17 protein-coding genes and 1 other annotated feature are annotated in these 15,394 nt (G+C 49.0%); of the genes, 6 read left to right on the plus strand and 11 right to left on the minus strand.

Annotated elements, in window-relative coordinates:
• Positions 1-107: 107 nt before the first annotated feature.
• The 4 genes from Q365_RS0120940 to Q365_RS0120960 all read left to right on the plus strand — a co-directional run bounded on the left by Q365_RS0120940 (position 108) and on the right by Q365_RS0120960 (position 3,744).
• Positions 108-1,454: a sodium-dependent transporter gene (locus Q365_RS0120940; RefSeq protein ID WP_028025191.1), complete on the plus strand. Its 1,347-nt coding sequence runs from the start codon at positions 108-110 to the stop codon at positions 1,452-1,454.
• A gap of 145 nt (positions 1,455-1,599) precedes the next feature.
• Positions 1,600-2,271 (plus strand): TIGR01621 family pseudouridine synthase, encoded by a 672-nt coding sequence (locus tag Q365_RS0120945; protein WP_028025192.1) that lies wholly within the window; start codon positions 1,600-1,602, stop codon positions 2,269-2,271.
• Between the two features lie 261 nt (positions 2,272-2,532).
• Positions 2,533-3,477, plus strand: coding sequence for a class I SAM-dependent methyltransferase (locus Q365_RS0120955; RefSeq protein ID WP_407637605.1), 945 nt, complete (start codon positions 2,533-2,535; stop codon positions 3,475-3,477).
• 15 nt (positions 3,478-3,492) lie between these two features.
• Positions 3,493-3,744, plus strand: coding sequence for a hypothetical protein (locus tag Q365_RS0120960; RefSeq protein ID WP_028025195.1), 252 nt, complete (start codon positions 3,493-3,495; stop codon positions 3,742-3,744).
• A 122-nt stretch (positions 3,745-3,866) separates the two neighbouring features.
• Here Q365_RS0120960 and gspS2 read toward each other — a convergent pair whose 3' ends face one another.
• The 11 genes from gspS2 to aroF form a co-directional block, all read right to left on the minus strand.
• Complete coding sequence (gene gspS2 / locus Q365_RS0120965) at positions 3,867-4,265, minus strand: type II secretion system pilot lipoprotein GspS-beta (protein WP_028025196.1); 399 nt, start codon at positions 4,263-4,265, stop codon at positions 3,867-3,869.
• Between the two features lie 31 nt (positions 4,266-4,296).
• Positions 4,297-4,599: a YciI family protein gene (locus tag Q365_RS0120970; protein ID WP_028025197.1), complete on the minus strand. Its 303-nt coding sequence runs from the start codon at positions 4,597-4,599 to the stop codon at positions 4,297-4,299.
• An 87-nt stretch (positions 4,600-4,686) separates the two neighbouring features.
• A complete protein-coding gene (gene yciA / locus Q365_RS0120975; RefSeq protein ID WP_028025198.1) occupies positions 4,687-5,085 on the minus strand; it encodes an acyl-CoA thioester hydrolase YciA in 399 nt (132 codons plus the stop codon).
• An 80-nt stretch (positions 5,086-5,165) separates the two neighbouring features.
• The gene (locus tag Q365_RS0120980) at positions 5,166-5,705 is read right to left on the minus strand and encodes a septation protein A (protein ID WP_028025199.1); all 540 of its coding nucleotides are present in this window, start codon (positions 5,703-5,705) and stop codon (positions 5,166-5,168) included.
• Positions 5,706-5,919: 214 nt separating this feature from the next.
• Positions 5,920-6,741 (minus strand): tryptophan synthase subunit alpha, encoded by an 822-nt coding sequence (trpA, locus tag Q365_RS0120985; RefSeq protein WP_028025200.1) that lies wholly within the window; start codon positions 6,739-6,741, stop codon positions 5,920-5,922.
• Positions 6,741-7,931: a tryptophan synthase subunit beta gene (gene trpB / locus Q365_RS0120990; RefSeq protein WP_028025201.1), complete on the minus strand. Its 1,191-nt coding sequence runs from the start codon at positions 7,929-7,931 to the stop codon at positions 6,741-6,743. The genes trpA and trpB overlap by 1 nt, the downstream gene beginning before the upstream one ends.
• Before the next feature lie 9 nt (positions 7,932-7,940).
• On the minus strand, positions 7,941-9,308 hold the full coding sequence (gene trpCF / locus Q365_RS0120995) for a bifunctional indole-3-glycerol-phosphate synthase TrpC/phosphoribosylanthranilate isomerase TrpF (protein ID WP_028025202.1): 1,368 nt from the start codon (positions 9,306-9,308) through the stop codon (positions 7,941-7,943).
• Entirely contained in the window at positions 9,308-10,309 is a 1,002-nt protein-coding gene (gene trpD / locus Q365_RS0121000; protein ID WP_028025203.1) for an anthranilate phosphoribosyltransferase, read from the minus strand. Before trpD ends, trpCF begins: the two co-directional genes overlap by 1 nt.
• 26 nt (positions 10,310-10,335) lie before the next feature.
• Complete coding sequence (locus Q365_RS0121005) at positions 10,336-10,935, minus strand: aminodeoxychorismate/anthranilate synthase component II (RefSeq protein ID WP_028025204.1); 600 nt, start codon at positions 10,933-10,935, stop codon at positions 10,336-10,338.
• Positions 10,932-12,515, minus strand: coding sequence for an anthranilate synthase component 1 (locus tag Q365_RS0121010; protein ID WP_028025205.1), 1,584 nt, complete (start codon positions 12,513-12,515; stop codon positions 10,932-10,934). Before Q365_RS0121010 ends, Q365_RS0121005 begins: the two co-directional genes overlap by 4 nt.
• Complete coding sequence (aroF, locus tag Q365_RS0121015; RefSeq protein WP_028025206.1) at positions 12,512-13,525, minus strand: 3-deoxy-7-phosphoheptulonate synthase; 1,014 nt, start codon at positions 13,523-13,525, stop codon at positions 12,512-12,514. The genes Q365_RS0121010 and aroF overlap by 4 nt, the downstream gene beginning before the upstream one ends.
• Positions 13,526-13,596: 71 nt before the next feature.
• Positions 13,597-13,688: a sequence feature (Trp leader region), on the minus strand.
• Between the two features lie 125 nt (positions 13,689-13,813).
• On the opposite strand from aroF, the gene rnm reads away from it, so the two are divergent.
• Both rnm and Q365_RS0121025 read left to right on the plus strand, forming a co-directional pair.
• The gene (rnm, locus tag Q365_RS0121020) at positions 13,814-14,683 is read left to right on the plus strand and encodes an RNase RNM (RefSeq protein WP_028025207.1); all 870 of its coding nucleotides are present in this window, start codon (positions 13,814-13,816) and stop codon (positions 14,681-14,683) included.
• The gene (locus Q365_RS0121025) at positions 14,680-15,303 is read left to right on the plus strand and encodes an L-threonylcarbamoyladenylate synthase (protein WP_028025208.1); all 624 of its coding nucleotides are present in this window, start codon (positions 14,680-14,682) and stop codon (positions 15,301-15,303) included. The genes rnm and Q365_RS0121025 overlap by 4 nt, the downstream gene beginning before the upstream one ends.
• Positions 15,304-15,394 lie beyond the last annotated feature (91 nt).

Here is a 15,394-nt window from a genome sequence, read left to right on the forward strand (position 1 = left end):
TGTCTCCTGTAATGATAAGTTTACACGGCTGACTGGGGTAGTGCCATGGACTGGCAGTAAACGCTGGGTATGGATATCAACATCATCGTTTGTAGTAGAGAGTGCGTATGGCAAGCAGTAACAGAGCCCAGTTTTCTTCCCGACTAGGATTCATATTGGCGGCGGCGGGATCGGCCGTTGGTCTTGGTAATATTTGGGGTTTTCCCACGCAGGCGGCCAGCAACGGCGGTGCTGTATTTTTAATGACTTATTTGGCCATGGTTTTCATCTTGGCTTACCCATTGTTGGTGGCAGAGCTAACGATTGGTCGATTTGGTGCATCTAACCCTATTCGTTCTTTAATTTCTGTTGCACCTAAGAACAAAGCCTTGGGCTCAACCGTTGGTATAGCTGGCATGTTAGGTGTCAGTGGGATTTTGAGTTTCTACGCCATTGTTGCAGGCTGGTTCTTTGGTTTTCTGATCGGCCCACTATTGAGTGTTGCTGGTTTCGAAAGCGCTGCAGCTTGGCTTGAAGGGTTTAGCACCGAGCGAAACCTGGTACTGATGGCTGTATTCATGGTGCTGACCATCTTGGTGGTGCGCAATGGCGTCGCTGACGGTATCGAAAAGTGGTCAACCCGTTTGATGCCAATCCTATTTGTGCTGTTCATTGCCATGGTTGGCTATACCTTGTTCCAACCGGGTGCGATTGATGGCCTGAAAATGTACCTCGTCCCTGACACGTCGCATTTCTCCCCAGACTTGATGGTGAGCGCGATGGGACAAGCATTCTTCTCGCTCTCCATCGGTGTATGTACCATGATGGTGTACGGTTCTTACTTGCGCAAAGATGCGGATATTCCCAAGACAGCCGCGCAAGTCGCGCTGCTTGATACCGGCGTGGCATTTGTCGCGGGCTTATTGATTCTGCCTGCCATGTTTGTGGCGCAAAAGAATGGCGTACAAATCTATAGTGAAAGCGGCGCATTGTTAGACGGTGATACCTTGGTATTCAATGTCCTCCCAGCCATGTTCGATACCATGGGCAGTGCAGGGCTGATTGTGGGTGTTGCCTTCTTTGCTTTGATGGTGATTGCAGCATTGACGTCGTCCATTTCCATGCTTGAAGTGCCTGTTGCATGTTTGTCAGAGGAACTTAACAAAGACCGTAAAAGCGTGTCTTGGTGGGTGGGCGGTGCCATTGCACTATTCTCGGCACTGATCATTTTCAACTTTGGCAGCATGTTCGGCACCGTGATCAGCGTGACAACCGAATATATGCAGCCGATTTTGGGTGTGATTATGGCGCTGATTGCTGGCTGGATTTGGAAGCGCAACCAAGTGCTAGAAGAGTTAAGCCAAGGCAACCCTGAATTGGCAACGAGCTGGTTCTGGAAAGTGTGGCCGACCTACGTAAGAATCGTCTGCCCTCTATTGATGGCGCTGGTATTCTTCTGGCCTTTGCTGAAATAAATACGATTGCCAATAAAATCCCCGGCATGCTGGGGATTTTGTCTTTCTACTGCCTGTGACTTCTCCCCGAGCGCCATTCCGTTTACACTCGGCGCTGATTCAATTACTCACAACAATTCTATGACTCACAATAATGGGATTAGACATGTTTAGTCTGGTCTTTCAAAACAAAGACTTTCTTGTCATCGACAAGCATCCGGGGATCAGTGTCCATAAAGACGACAATGAGCAGCCACTGCTTGCGGAAATCGCAAAGCAAACGGGTGATAAGCAACTCTATTTGATCCATCGCCTCGATAAAATGACTTCAGGGCTTTTGTTGCTTGGTCGGCATCAAGCTGCTGCATCTTCGCTTTCTCAAATGTTTGCGGAAAAGACAGTACAGAAATTTTATGTGGCGGTGTCTGCCAAGAAGCCAACCAAAAAGCAGGGCATCATCATTGGCGACATGGCGAAAAGCCGTCGTTCAATGTGGAAATTATTGCCAAGTAAAACCAATCCTGCTGTTACCCAGTTTTTTTCAACTGCGGGTGAGGAAGGTCGTCGGGTATTTCTGTGTAAACCACATACAGGCAAAACTCATCAGATTCGCGTGGCGTTAAAAAGTGTTGGCGCCACCATTCTGGGTGATGACATATACGGTGGCGCAGCGGCAGATCGCGGTTACTTGCATGCCTATGGGTTGCAGTTTGACCACGCAGGAGAGCGCTATGAGTTTCTCTTGCCTCCGTCAATCGGTGAACAATGGTCGACACTGCCTGAAGGCTGGTCAACCCCGCAAGCCTTACCTTGGCCGAAACTACCGAATCAAAAATAATCGTGTTGGCCTGAGTCTCTCAAGCCAAAGATCTCCATGGACGGAGAGCATTGGAGATAAGCATGCAGCATGCACGCAGCAAAAATCGTAGCTTGAAACAATCGCGCCTATGGGCGTTGGCGAATATTAGACGGCAACATAAAAAGAAAGTCGCACGCACGCGCACTCGTCGTAACTGTGAATTCTATAACCTCCAGATGAGCGGCGCTCCGGTCGAACTCTCTAGTATCATTCACGATGAGCCAAAGGAAACCAACCATGATGAATCCTGATGCACTAGGCACTTTCTTTGACGTTATTTCTGAGCGTATTAAAGCGTGTGGAAATGAAGTAAGGCGTGTTTTTCATGGTCGTGGGCGCTGTTATGAAGGTCTTGAGCAAATCACTGCAGATTGGCTTGGACAAGGCGTGTTGCAAATCGCGATATTTAAAGAAGCCGAGCCTGCGTTCTATCAAGCACTTCGTGAAGGTATCGAACAATTCTGCCAAAGTGACACGTGGATAAATGCGGGTGGGACAACGGTGGTTCTACAACACCGTGATCGCGAAGGCGCTGAAACAGAAACTTTAGTGGGTGAGCAGCCTCAGCAGATCAATGTCGTTGAAAATGGCCTTACCTATAAGTTGGACTTGGGCAAACGCCAAAACAATGGCTTATTTCTAGATATGCGTTTGGGCCGAGAGTGGGTGCAAAACAACGCAAAACATAAACGTGTGTTGAATCTATTCGCTTACACGTGCGGTTTCTCAGTGGCAGCGGTGGAAGGTAAGGCTGACCAAGTGGTCAACTTGGATATGGCGAAATCGTCATTGTCCCGTGGTCGAGAGAACCATCAGCTAAATGGTCACAACCTTAATCAAGTGGCGTTCTTGGGGCATGAGCTCTTTAAATCATGGGGCAAAGTTAAAAAATATGGCCCTTATGATCTGGTCATTATCGATCCGCCTTCGTTCCAGAAAGGCAGCTTCGTGTTGACCAAGGATTACGCCAAGATTCTGCGCCGTTTGCCTGATCTTGTTGAAGAAGGCGGTGATGTGTTGGCATGTGTTAATGCCCCCGATATTCAACCGAGTTTCCTGACTGAGCAGATGGCTGAGTGTGCGCCAGGATTTGAATTTGTTTCTCGTTTAGAGAATCCGCCAGAATTTGAAGATATTGATACAGACAGCGCGCTAAAAGTGATGCACTTTAAACGTCAGATTTAACGACGGAGAGTTCTCATGGACGCATTTCAACGGATCAGTGAGTTAGCGTCAGGTCACCATGAGGTGGTCTACCAGAACGAACGTTGGGGATTGACGGTCAAACGTTATAGCAATGGTCACGCTGTAAAAGTGTTTGCGGAAGCGTTATCAGGGACGGACTTTATCAGCGGTAATCTATATTTGGTCGATGATGTGTGGTCACTCAAACCTTGTGAAATGCCCCGTGAAAAAGTGATGTCATTCATTCTTGGCTTTCAGGCGTCGTGAGTGTATGCACGTGATAGCGATGGAGCGATACGGTTAGGACGATATCCATCTGGGAATCTGAATGTTAGAGTCAAAAAATCCCGCATTGGCGGGATTTTTTATATCGAGAATACGATGAGAACTTATGACGCAGTGCAGTCGTTTTTCGATATCACTCGATCAAACACTGGGCGTCCACGAGCATCTCTTACCAACAGTTTGTAACTCACGCCTTTTTCGAGCAGAGACAAAATCTCGTTGTCTGTGCAGTAGGTCTTTTTCAGTTTTTCGACCAGAGCAGCTGGCGCAACGTCACCGCTTTCAGCGTAAAGTAAGGTGAGTTCGATCTCAGAGCCGTTGGCTTTAGCACGGACCAAGTTATAACCGTTCATGTTCACTGGAACAATTTTGCTGAGTATGTCGGCACGTTGCTCCGCGAACGATTCAGCGATTTCTTGATCTGAGGTAGTCGAACAAGCAGATAGCATGAGTGCAACGGCACCAGCTAAAGCGATTCGACCTGTTGTTGAAAATTTTCGCATTACGGGGTCCTATGCGTTTGCTGGCAGCCAGTTAGGCTGGAAGCACTTTCTTGAAAGGTTTAACGATAACGTCTTTGTAGACGCCAGCGTCGATATAAGGGTCAGCATCCGCCCATGCTTTTGCATCGTCGAGGCTATCAAACTTTGCGATAACGGTTGAACCTGTGAATCCCGCTTCGCCTGGGTCTTCACTGTCGATAGCAGGGTTAGGGCCAGCAACTAATAAGCGCCCCTGTGAATCCAATTCGTGCAATCGTGCTAAGTGTTGCTCTCTTACCTGTAGACGTAATGGCAAACTGTTTTCAACATCTTGTGAAAAAATGACGTACCACATCCGTGTTCTCTCCGCGTTAATTCGTTTCTTGTTTCATTGGCCTATTGTAAGCAAGGCTAAAGATTCATGCTGACGCTATTGTCTGATTTATGACTTATTTATCGCTCTTGGGCGGCCGTCACCATCAATCGCCACATAATTGAATGTTGCTTCGCAGACTTTCTTTCTCTGGCCAACGCCATCGGTTGCGACAGGCTTGATCCATACCTCAAGGCTAACACTCATAGATGTACGGCCAATGCGGGTGCATTCACCGTAACAGCATACGACATCACCGACCGATACTGGGGTTTTGAATACAATCTCTTCGACAGAGACAGTGACGACTCGACCATGGGAGACTTCTTTTGCCAAAATGGCACCCGCTAAATCCAATTGAGACATGATCCAACCGCCAAAAATGTCGCCATTGGCATTGGTGTCAGCGGGCATCGCCAGTGTGCGCAGTAACAGTTGACCGCGTGGGCAATTATTTATTTCTGACATCTTACTACTTCCGAGATGAGGTGTTTAAATCGCAAAATCTATATACCCAAGCAACTTCAGTTTGCTTGGGTATATTGTCATTATTCTGAATCGGTATCTTTGGGCAGATGCTTATAGATATATACGCCTGTTGCCATTGTATAGGCCAGCGTGATGGCCATTAAGCCAAACACCTTGAAGTTCACCCACACATCTAAAGGCAGGGTGTAGGCAATATAAACGTTAAGCACAGCGAGTACGGCAAAGAAGGCCACCCAAGCATTGTTAATATTGCGCCATACGGCTTCAGGTAAGGTGATCTCTTTCCCAAGCATGCCTTTGATCAGCGGCTTGCCCATGATTTGTGAAACAATCAGGCCGATAGAAAACAGCATATAGACGATGGTTACTTTCCATTTGATGAAATTGTCATCGTGAAAAAAGAGGGTCATGCCACCAAACACGGCGACCAAGGCTGCAGTGACGATCTGCATTTTCTCTACTTTCTTGTAAAGCACCCACGTTAAGATCACCTGAATGATGGTAGCGACAATCAGTGCGCCTGTGGCGGTATAGATGTCGTACATCTTGTAGAGCGCAAAGAAGATAATGAGTGGGATAAAGTCGAGGAGCTGTTTCATTCAGACACGTGTCCTTGTTCGCCCCCAAAGGCAATTTGCGTGGGGTGCGTTTATATAGAGTTGAAGTTTACCGAAATCTTATTCTGATTGGTATATGGTCACGAGGGGAGACTTGAATTGAAAAGGTCAGCAGAAATGCTGACCTTTTGGATAGTATTCATCCAATGCGTAAAATCGCGTTGGAAGCTGATAAACGATTAATTGTCGTTGCCCGTTATTTGATGGTTGCCGCTTTAAGGTTCACAACAAACTCACCGAGTTCTTTGAGCATGGTGGCTTCATCATTCACATTACGTTCAATGATTTTAACCACGGCAGAGCCTGAAATGGCACCCGCAGCTCCGGCTGCAATGGCTTCTTTCACCTGTGAGGGCTCAGAAATACCGAAACCAAGCAGTGGGCGTGGCGCTCCGTAATCGCTAAGTTTCTTCAACAAATGATCAATCGGCTGACCCGCTTTGGTTTCTGCACCCGTTACGCCAGCGCGTGATAGCAAGTAAGTGTAACCGCCGCCAAGCTCTGAAATGGTTTTCAGTGTGTCTTCATTGGCATTCGGTGGCGCAATGAAGATGGCGTGAACACCATGTTTAGCCGCTGAATCACGAAACTCTTTGGATTCGCCCGCTGGAACGTCAGCAATGAGAACCGAATCCACACCTGCATCTGCGCATTTGGCGTAGAAGTTGTCGATACCGTTCGCGAACACCAAGTTGGCGTACATCAACAGACCCATAGGGATCTCAGGGTGGTTTTCACGCACTTGACGCAGAATATCAAAGCAGTTGTCAGGTGTGGTGCCAGAATCCAATGCGCGGATTGCTGCGCCTTGAATTGTTGGGCCATCTGCCAATGGGTCAGAAAAAGGAATACCCAGTTCGAGAGCGTCAGCGCCGTTAGCCACTAACGTTTCGATGATTTTTAGTGATTGCTCAGGGTTTGGATCGCCAATGGTCACGAAAGGAACGAAGGCACCTTCGCCTTTGGCATCGAGTTTTTCAAACATCGCTTCATAGCGGTGAGACAAGGTCGCAGCCATTACATCACTCCTTTTTCTTTCAAAATATCGTGCACGGTGAAGATGTCTTTGTCTCCACGACCTGACAAGTTAACCACTAACAATTGCTCTTTCTCTGGGTTCTCGCGCGCCATTTTCAGTGCGTAAGCCAAGGCGTGAGCAGACTCCAGCGCAGGAATAATCCCTTCATGGCGAGCCAATTCTTGGAATGCGTCGAGCGCTTCATCATCGGTAATGGCAACGTATTCGGCGCGACCAATCGAGTTCAAGTGCGCGTGTTGAGGGCCAACAGATGGGAAATCGAGGCCCGCAGAGACAGAGTATGACTCTTCAACCTGACCATTCGGGTCTTGCATCAGTGGCGATTTCATTCCAAAGAAAATACCCAGCTTGCCGTGTTTAAGTGGCGCGCCATGTTGGTCTGTGTCCAAGCCTAAACCTGCTGGCTCAACGCCAATCAAGCCCACATCAGATTCTTCGATGAAATCTGCAAACATACCAATGGCGTTTGAACCGCCGCCGACACAGGCAATCACGCTATCAGGCAAGCGACCTTCGCGTTCCAAAATCTGTTGCTTGGTTTCTTCACCAATCATTTTCTGGAATTCACGCACAATGGTCGGGAAGGGGTGAGGACCCGCTGCCGTGCCTAAAAGATAATGCGCTTCATCATAGCTTGCAGACCAGTCGCGTAGCGCTTCGTTACACGCATCTTTCAGGGTTGAAGAACCAGAGTGAACAGGAATCACTTCAGCGCCCATCAACTTCATGCGGAAAACATTCGGGCTTTGACGTTCTACGTCTTTTGCACCCATGTAAACGCGGCATTTCAAATCAAGCAGTGCACAAGCCAGTGCGGTTGCTACACCGTGCTGACCCGCGCCTGTTTCAGCGATGATCTCTTTCTTGCCCATGCGTTTCGCGAGCAGTGCCTGACCTAAAACCTGATTGGTTTTGTGCGCACCACCGTGAAGTAGGTCTTCACGCTTTAGGTACAGCTTGGTCTTGGTGCCTTTGGTAAGGTTGCGCGTTAGCGTCAATGCGGTTGGGCGACCTGCGTATTCTTCCAAAAGGCCAATAAATTCCTTTTGAAATTCTGGGTCACTTTGCGCATCAATAAACGCTTGTTCTAGCTGGTCCAGTGCTGGAACCAAGATCTGTGGTACGTATTGACCACCAAATTCGCCGAAGTAGGCATTCAACTTAGTCATAACTGTCCTTTAGTAATCTCTAAGCGCTGAGAATGCAGCGTCCAATTTTTGTTTATCTTTAATACCCGGCGCACTTTCGACGCCAGAGTTAAAATCGAGTCCTGCGCAGCCCAGTTGTGCTGCGTCTTTTGCGTTTTCTTGCGAAAGGCCACCTGCGATCATCACGGTGTCTTTGCGATCATCTGGAATAAGGGACCAATCAAACGCTTTGCCTGTTCCGCCGCTTTGTGTTCCCACACGGCTGTCGAAAAGATTTCTGTCAGCGTTGGCTTCCAAAGCAGGAGCGGTATCGCTTACGCCGTGGGCTTTCCAAATTTGGGTACTGCTTGGCAAGGCTTCACGTAACGCTTTCACATAGTCGCCATCTTCATTGCCGTGCAACTGAACCGCTGACAGTGAGAGTGCGTTTGCTGTCTCAGCAACCTCTGACAGTTCATGGTTTTGGAACACGCCCACGTAAGCGAGAGGTGCGCCTTCCATGACTTTTCGAGCCGCTTCCACATCCACAAAGCGCGGTGACTTCTCAACAAAAATCAGGCCGCCGTAGTTGGCATAGGCGTCGTAAGCGGCTTTTGCGTCTTCTGCACGTGTTAAACCGCAGACTTTGTTGTCACCGTAAAGCACGCGGCGCACGGCACGTTCCACATCGTCTTCAGACATTAACGAGCTACCAATCAAAAAGCCGTTGGCGAAAGGTGCAAGCTCACGCACTTGTTGATGGGTATAGATGCCTGATTCTGAAATCACGATGGTGTCTTCAGACAAACGCGGTGCGAGTTCTTTCGTACGGTTTAAGTCGATGCTTAGATCGCGCAGGTTACGGTTATTAATACCAACAACCTTGGCTTTTAGCGCAATGGCACGTTCCAGTTCTTCCTCGTTACTGACTTCGGTCAGTACACCAAGATTAAGTTCATGCGCGAGTGCCGACAGTTCACGGTATTCATCGTCGTTCAGCACAGACAGCATCAACAAAATGGCATCGGCTTGATGAAAACGCGCGAGGTAGACTTGGTAGGTGTCCACCATGAAATCTTTACACAGCACAGGGCAAGGCACTTGACCGCGCACTTGTGGCAGAAAGTCGAAATTACCTTGGAAGTACTTTTCATCTGTCAGGACAGAAATCGCTGCGGCATGGTTGCCGTACACGCTGGCGATGTAATCCAAGTCGAAGTCATCGCGGATCAAACCTTTTGATGGCGAGGCCTTTTTGCACTCCAAGATAAACTTGGCGGGCTTGCCTGAAAGCGCATCGTAAAAGCTGCGATCACTTGGTACGACCTCGTTGATGAAGCTGTCTAGCGGCTGTGCCGCCTTGCGCGCTTCAATCCAAATGCGTTTATCCGCAACAATTTTTGCTAGTACCGTTTCCATTAGTTGCTCCGTGACGCAAGTTGCTGAACGAGTTCGAAGGGCTTTCCGCTGCTCATCACGTCCAACGCTTTTTGCGTGTTGGCTTTCAGATCTTCCTGTCCGAAGAGGCGAAGCAGAAGTGCAACGTTAACGGCAACAGCGCTTTGCTGTGCTTCGGTTCCTTTGCCTTGCAAGATCTGTGTGATGATTTCTCGGTTTTCTTCCGGCGTGCCCCCTTCAATGGATTTGAGAGGGTGGGTGTTAACGCCGAAATCTTCCGGTGTCAGTGTGTATTCGGTGATCACGCCATCTTTAATTTCAGCCACGGTGGTTTCACCGTGAATCGCGACTTCATCAAGTCCGCTGCCGTGAACAACTGCAGCGCGCTTTAGACCAAGGGTTTTGATGGTTTCTGCAATCGGCCTTACTAAGGCTTTGTCGTACACACCCATCAATTCCAGTGTCGGTTTTGCTGGGTTAATCAATGGGCCTAACAAATTAAAGATGGTGCGCGTTTTCATGGTTTGACGAACAGGCATCGCGTGGCGAACACCGCTGTGATATTGCGGGGCAAACAAGAAGCACACGCCCAAGTCGTCTAATGCGCCACGTGCCGTTTCAGGGCTCATGGCTAAATCAATACCAAACGCAGCAAGCAAGTCGGAAGAGCCAGATTTGCTCGAAACACCACGGTTACCGTGTTTGGCGACTTTTACACCACAGGCCGCGGCTACAAAGGCGGCGGTGGTAGAAATGTTGATAGAATTTGAGCCGTCACCGCCAGTGCCAACAATGTCAGCGAAATCATAATCAGGCGATGGGAATGGGTTTGCATTTGCCGTTAATGCAGACGCAGCACCTGCGATTTCTTCTGGCGTTTCGCCTTTGATTTTGAGCGACGTTAATGTCGCAGCCAACAGAATAGGATCCAATTCACCTTTGATGATGGTGTCGAACAGCTGATGGCTTTCTTCACGAGACAGAGATTCTTGTTCGTAAAGCTTATTGATAATTGCGTCCATGTTTACTCTCCTTGTCTAGTGATCCATCAGCGCGGCTGAGTCGCCCAGTTGATTGTATTTGTCAGAAGGTCTGCGCCTTTCGTTGTTAAAATTGACTCTGGGTGGAATTGAAAACCAACCACGCGATCGGCGTCGTTCACCACGGCCATGACTAAGCCTTCCACATCCGCAATCACATCCAGTGAATCGGGTACCTTGGTCGCGACCAACGAGTGGTAACGCGCAATGGTGAGTGGGCTTTCAATGTTGCCAAACACGGCATGGGCATTGTGGGTCATTTGCGACGCTTTGCCGTGAACGATTTCCCCAGCGCCAGCAACCACACCGCCGTAGGCTTCTGTGATGGCTTGTTGACCGAGACAAATACCAATCATCGGTACTTTGCCTTTCAATTTCAGGATCAGCGCTGGCATGCAGCCCGCTTCAGACGGAGCGCCCGGGCCAGGTGACAACACGACAACTGGGTTAGTCAGCTCGCTCACCGCATGCTCGATTTGGTCTGCCGACAAGCTGTTGCGGTAAATGGTGACCGGATAGCCCAGTGATCGAAATTGATCGACCAAGTTGTAAGTGAAAGAATCGAAGTTATCGATCAGCACGATGTGTGCATTCATGGCTTGGCTCATTGTGCACCTCCTGAGTGTGCTGCTCGAATTGCAGTTAACACCGCTTGGGCTTTTCCGCGTGTTTCATCAGCTTCAGCTTGAGGGACAGAATCAAATACCACACCAGCGCCAGCTTGAATTTGAGCAATGCCGTTTTCCACGTAAGCGGAACGAATCACGATGCAGGTGTCCATGTCACCATGTCCCGTGATGTAACCTACCGCGCCACCGTAACTGCCGCGACGGCTTTGTTCAAATTGGCGAATAAGCTGCATGGCACGAATTTTCGGTGCGCCGGTTAATGTGCCCATGTTCATGCACGCTTGGTAAGCGTGAAGAGCATCCAGATCGTTACGCAGTTGCCCTACAACGCGGGAAACAAGGTGCATGACGTGGCTATAGCGGTCTACTTTCAGCAGGTCTGCAACATAACGAGTACCAGGCTCACTAATGCGTGCCACGTCATTACGCGCCAAATCAACCAGCATCATGTGCTCGGCGTTTTCTTTGGTGTCGTTACGCAGTTCAAGTTCGATACGGCCGTCTAAATCCAAGTTGATCGAACCGTTTGGATTCTTACCACGAGGACGTGTGCCCGCAATCGGGTAAATCTCGACTTGGTTGGTATCTTTGCTGTATTTCAGGGCACTTTCTGGCGATGCACCAAATAAGGTGAAATCGGTGTCATGCATGTAGAACATGTAAGGACTTGGGTTGCCTTGTTTGAGCTTCAAATACGCATTCAGCGGGGAAGGGCAAGGCAGTGTGAATCGGCGACTTGGGACAACCTGAAACACATCGCCTTTGACGACGTAGTGCTTAAGCTCATCAACCGCAGCGCAGAAATCTTCGTCACTGACAGAAATCTCGAGGTTAGACGTATCGACGACTTCTGCTTTTGGCATTGGAATAGGGTTCAAGCAGCTTTCTTTGATAGCTTGCAGTCGACGACTAAGGTCGAAGTAAGTCTCGGTGTTTTCTGCGCCGCCAAATTGTGTACCCTGAAGCGTTGCATGACGTCGTTGGTGGTCAATCACCAACAAGGTTTCAGCGACGTAGAACAGGTAGTCTGGACATTGATTGCCCGACTCAACGTCTGGCAATGGCTCAAACTGCGCAACGAGATCGTAGGCGAATAAGCCACCAATCATTAGCGCTTGTTCTGGAAGGCCATCCAATTTGAATGCGTGTTGAACCAGACGCAGTGCATCAAACGGAGAAGGTTGGCGTAGACGCGCATCCTCATCCAGCACTCGGTTTTCTTGAGAGAAATGAAGTGTCAGCAAATCGTCGGTACGTTGCGATTCGATAGCCAGACCTTGCTTTGATAGCTCGGCTTCAACAGCACTCAGAACATTTCTACCATTTTTTGTTTTGGCTTCGAGTTCTACGGTTCTGTCACGGCATACGATACGCACGGCGGCATCGATGAGCATCAAGCTTTTCAAGTCTTGCTTGGAATCCACCTCTGCGGATTCCAGCAGTAGGCTATAAGGACGGTCTTGGCAGACCGCCGCATACAATTCTGTCGGAGCGGCGACGTACGGCACATCCAGGCTAAGTACGTCGAGTTCGCCTTGTTCTAAAGCGTGGTTTTTCACAGCGTTCTCCCTGCTGCTTCTACAAAGGGTTTTAGTTCCTGCATGAGTTGCGCGAACATATCTCCGGTGAGCGCTTGATGTCCGTCAGACAGCGCTTCTGCTGGATTGAGGTGGCTTTCAACGATGATGCCGTCGGCGCCTACCGCTGCGGCCGCACGAGAGAGTGGGATAACAAGCTCGCGAACCCCTGTGCCGTGGCTAGGGTCAACCACCACCGGAAGGTGGCTGCGTTGCTTTATATAAGCGACTGCATTTAAATCCAACGTGTTGCGGGTTGCCGTTTCAAACGTGCGAATGCCGCGCTCACACAAAATAATGTTCGGGTTGCCAGCATCATAGATATATTCTGCCGCTAGCAACAGTTCCTCGATAGTGGCGGAAAGTCCTCGTTTTAACAAGACCGGTTTGCCACTTTCGCCAACTGCTTTTAACAATCCGTAATTTTGCATATTTCTAGCGCCGATTTGAAGGCAATCAATGTATTCACAGAGTGAATCCACCTGACCCACTTCCATCACTTCGGAGACCGTGGGTAAGCCTGTCGCGTCGCTGGCTTGTTTCAACAATTTCAGCCCTTCAATGCCCATGCCTTGGAAATCATAAGGACTGGTGCGTGGTTTATAGGCACCGCCTCGCAATGCGCCAGCGCCATGACTTTTTACAACATCAGCCACGGACAGTAATTGCTGTTCGGACTCGACGGAGCATGGGCCCGCGATCACGGCGAATTTATTACCACCCACAGCCATGTTACCAATGCGAACTACCGTATTGTGGGCCTGTACCTCACGGGAGACCATTTTGTATTTGGACAAGATGGGCTTCACTTCTTCTACCAAGGGGTCGCTTTCTAGGTGGAGTTTCTGCAACACACGCTCATCGCCCAATGCGCCAAGAACAATGCGCTCTACACCAGGCATATAAAGCGGTTTAAGTCCCGCTTGTTCGATTTTGCCCAGAATAGCTTTTGCTTGCAGCTCAGTCGCTTGGGGTTTTAATACGATAATCATGTCAAAAGTCCTTTTGGGTGCCGCCACCTTCAATAAGGTGCTCAATGCATTCTGGGCGGTAAAAATTGGGTATAAAAAAACCCGCGTTATGCGGGCTTGGTGACGTCTATCTATTGGCTATCACTCATCACACCGCCCGCTATTGGGAGTGCCACCACCAGTTAATCAGTGCTGTTTGTTGGATGAGGTTATGCTGTACCATGAAGACGTAATCCATTTGAGTTAGTAATCGTGTACTAGTTAACTAGTGTATGGCGGCAAAGTCAAGCAACGAATTGAAGAAAATTAATGCTATTTGATTTACACAGCCACACCACAGCGTCTGACGGACGCTTTAGCCCAGAAGAATTGGTGAAACGCGCCGTTGATTTTCGTGTCAACGTGCTTGCGATTACCGATCACGACACCCTTGCGGGCATCGCACCGGCGAAACAAGCCGTGACTGATCTTGAGCTTCCTCTGCATATCGTCAATGGAATTGAGATTTCTACGGTTTGGCAAAATAAAGATATTCATATTGTGGGATTGAATATTGACCTTGATTCGCCAGAACTTCTCGCCTTGATCGACGCGCAGGCTATTCGCCGAGAAGCGCGAGCTGAGCTGATTGCTGAGCGATTAGACAAACAAGGCATGCCGGGTGCGTTAGAAGGCGCAAAAGCCCTCGCGGGAGACGTACCTCTCACTCGAGCACATTTTGCTCGCTGGATGGTTGAACAAGGTTATGTGAAAACCATGCAGGCGGTGTTTAAGAAATACCTAACCCGTGGTAATCCCGGTTATGTGCCACCAAATTGGTGCACCATAGAAGAAGCGGTTGACGTTATTCACAAAGCGGGTGGTCAAGCGGTGATTGCGCATCCCGGTCGGTATAAACTCACGGCCAAGTGGTTGAAACGCTTACTTCAGACTTTTGCCGACGCGGGTGGGGATGGGATGGAAGTTGCTCAACCTCAACAAGCACCGAATGAACGTCGCCTTTTAGGTGATTATGCGATTCAATTTGGGCTTGCAGGCTCCCAAGGTTCTGATTTTCATTACCCTTCTCCCTGGCTAGAGCTAGGTCGTAACTTATACTTACCGAAAGGGTGCAAGGAAATCTGGGAAACTTGGACGTTGCCGACATTGGAAGTAGTGCCCTTACAGGAGGAAGTATGAGCCAGTTTTTTTATGTACATCCTGAGAATCCGCAAACGCGTTTAATCACGCAGGCCGTTGCCATTGTGAGAAATGGTGGCGTCATTATCTATCCAACGGACTCAGGTTATGCTCTCGGTTGCCAGCTTGAAAATAAGTCGGCGCTAGAGAAGATTTGTCGTATTCGACGACTAGACGACAAGCATAATTTCACCTTGTTGTGCAGAGACTTATCTGAGATTTCTGTCTATGCGCGTGTCGATAACACAGCTTATCGCTTGATCAAAAACAACACGCCAGGGCCGTACACTTTCATTCTAAAAGCGACAAAAGAAGTGCCACGTCGTTTGATGAACCCTAAGCGTAAAACGATCGGTATTCGCGTACCTGACAACCGTATCGCGCTCGATTTGTTAGAAGCGCTCGGTGAGCCAATGATGTCGACGTCTCTGATTCTGCCGGGAAATGATTATACCGAGTCTGATCCCGAATCGATCCGTGATCAGCTGGAACACACGGTAGATGTTATCCTGAACGGCGGCTATCTCGGTGAGCAACCGACAACCGTGGTTGACTTCAGTGACGACGGCGAACCCGTGATTCTCCGTCATGGTACAGGCGATACCAGTCCTTTCGAATAAACTTAACGTTGCATGATTAAAATGGAGGCGGAAACTTTCCGCCTCTGCAACGCTAAATTTCCATTGATGTCGTGAGTGTTTTTCTAAATGA

The sequence above is a fragment of the Enterovibrio calviensis DSM 14347 genome (genome assembly GCF_000621165.1).
Classification (GTDB): Bacteria; Pseudomonadota; Gammaproteobacteria; order Enterobacterales; family Vibrionaceae; genus Enterovibrio; species Enterovibrio calviensis.

Bases quoted from the DNA above. Each gene is read 5' to 3' on its own strand.
- Q365_RS0120940 (WP_028025191.1), top strand. From the start codon at position 108: ATGGCAAGCAGTAACAGAGCCCAGTTTTCTTCCCGACTAGGATTCATA.
- Q365_RS0120945 (WP_028025192.1), top strand. From the start codon at position 1,600: ATGTTTAGTCTGGTCTTTCAAAACAAAGACTTTCTTGTCATCGACAAG.
- Q365_RS0120955 (WP_407637605.1), top strand. From the start codon at position 2,533: ATGAATCCTGATGCACTAGGCACTTTCTTTGACGTTATTTCTGAGCGT.
- Q365_RS0120960 (WP_028025195.1), top strand. From the start codon at position 3,493: ATGGACGCATTTCAACGGATCAGTGAGTTAGCGTCAGGTCACCATGAG.
- gspS2 (WP_028025196.1), bottom strand. From the start codon at position 4,265: ATGCGAAAATTTTCAACAACAGGTCGAATCGCTTTAGCTGGTGCCGTT.
- Q365_RS0120970 (WP_028025197.1), bottom strand. From the start codon at position 4,599: ATGTGGTACGTCATTTTTTCACAAGATGTTGAAAACAGTTTGCCATTA.
- yciA (WP_028025198.1), bottom strand. From the start codon at position 5,085: ATGTCAGAAATAAATAATTGCCCACGCGGTCAACTGTTACTGCGCACA.
- Q365_RS0120980 (WP_028025199.1), bottom strand. From the start codon at position 5,705: ATGAAACAGCTCCTCGACTTTATCCCACTCATTATCTTCTTTGCGCTC.
- trpA (WP_028025200.1), bottom strand. From the start codon at position 6,741: ATGGCTGCGACCTTGTCTCACCGCTATGAAGCGATGTTTGAAAAACTC.
- trpB (WP_028025201.1), bottom strand. From the start codon at position 7,931: ATGACTAAGTTGAATGCCTACTTCGGCGAATTTGGTGGTCAATACGTA.
- trpCF (WP_028025202.1), bottom strand. From the start codon at position 9,308: ATGGAAACGGTACTAGCAAAAATTGTTGCGGATAAACGCATTTGGATT.
- trpD (WP_028025203.1), bottom strand. From the start codon at position 10,309: ATGGACGCAATTATCAATAAGCTTTACGAACAAGAATCTCTGTCTCGT.
- Q365_RS0121005 (WP_028025204.1), bottom strand. From the start codon at position 10,935: ATGAGCCAAGCCATGAATGCACACATCGTGCTGATCGATAACTTCGAT.
- aroF (WP_028025206.1), bottom strand. From the start codon at position 13,525: ATGATTATCGTATTAAAACCCCAAGCGACTGAGCTGCAAGCAAAAGCT.
- rnm (WP_028025207.1), top strand. From the start codon at position 13,814: ATGCTATTTGATTTACACAGCCACACCACAGCGTCTGACGGACGCTTT.
- Q365_RS0121025 (WP_028025208.1), top strand. From the start codon at position 14,680: ATGAGCCAGTTTTTTTATGTACATCCTGAGAATCCGCAAACGCGTTTA.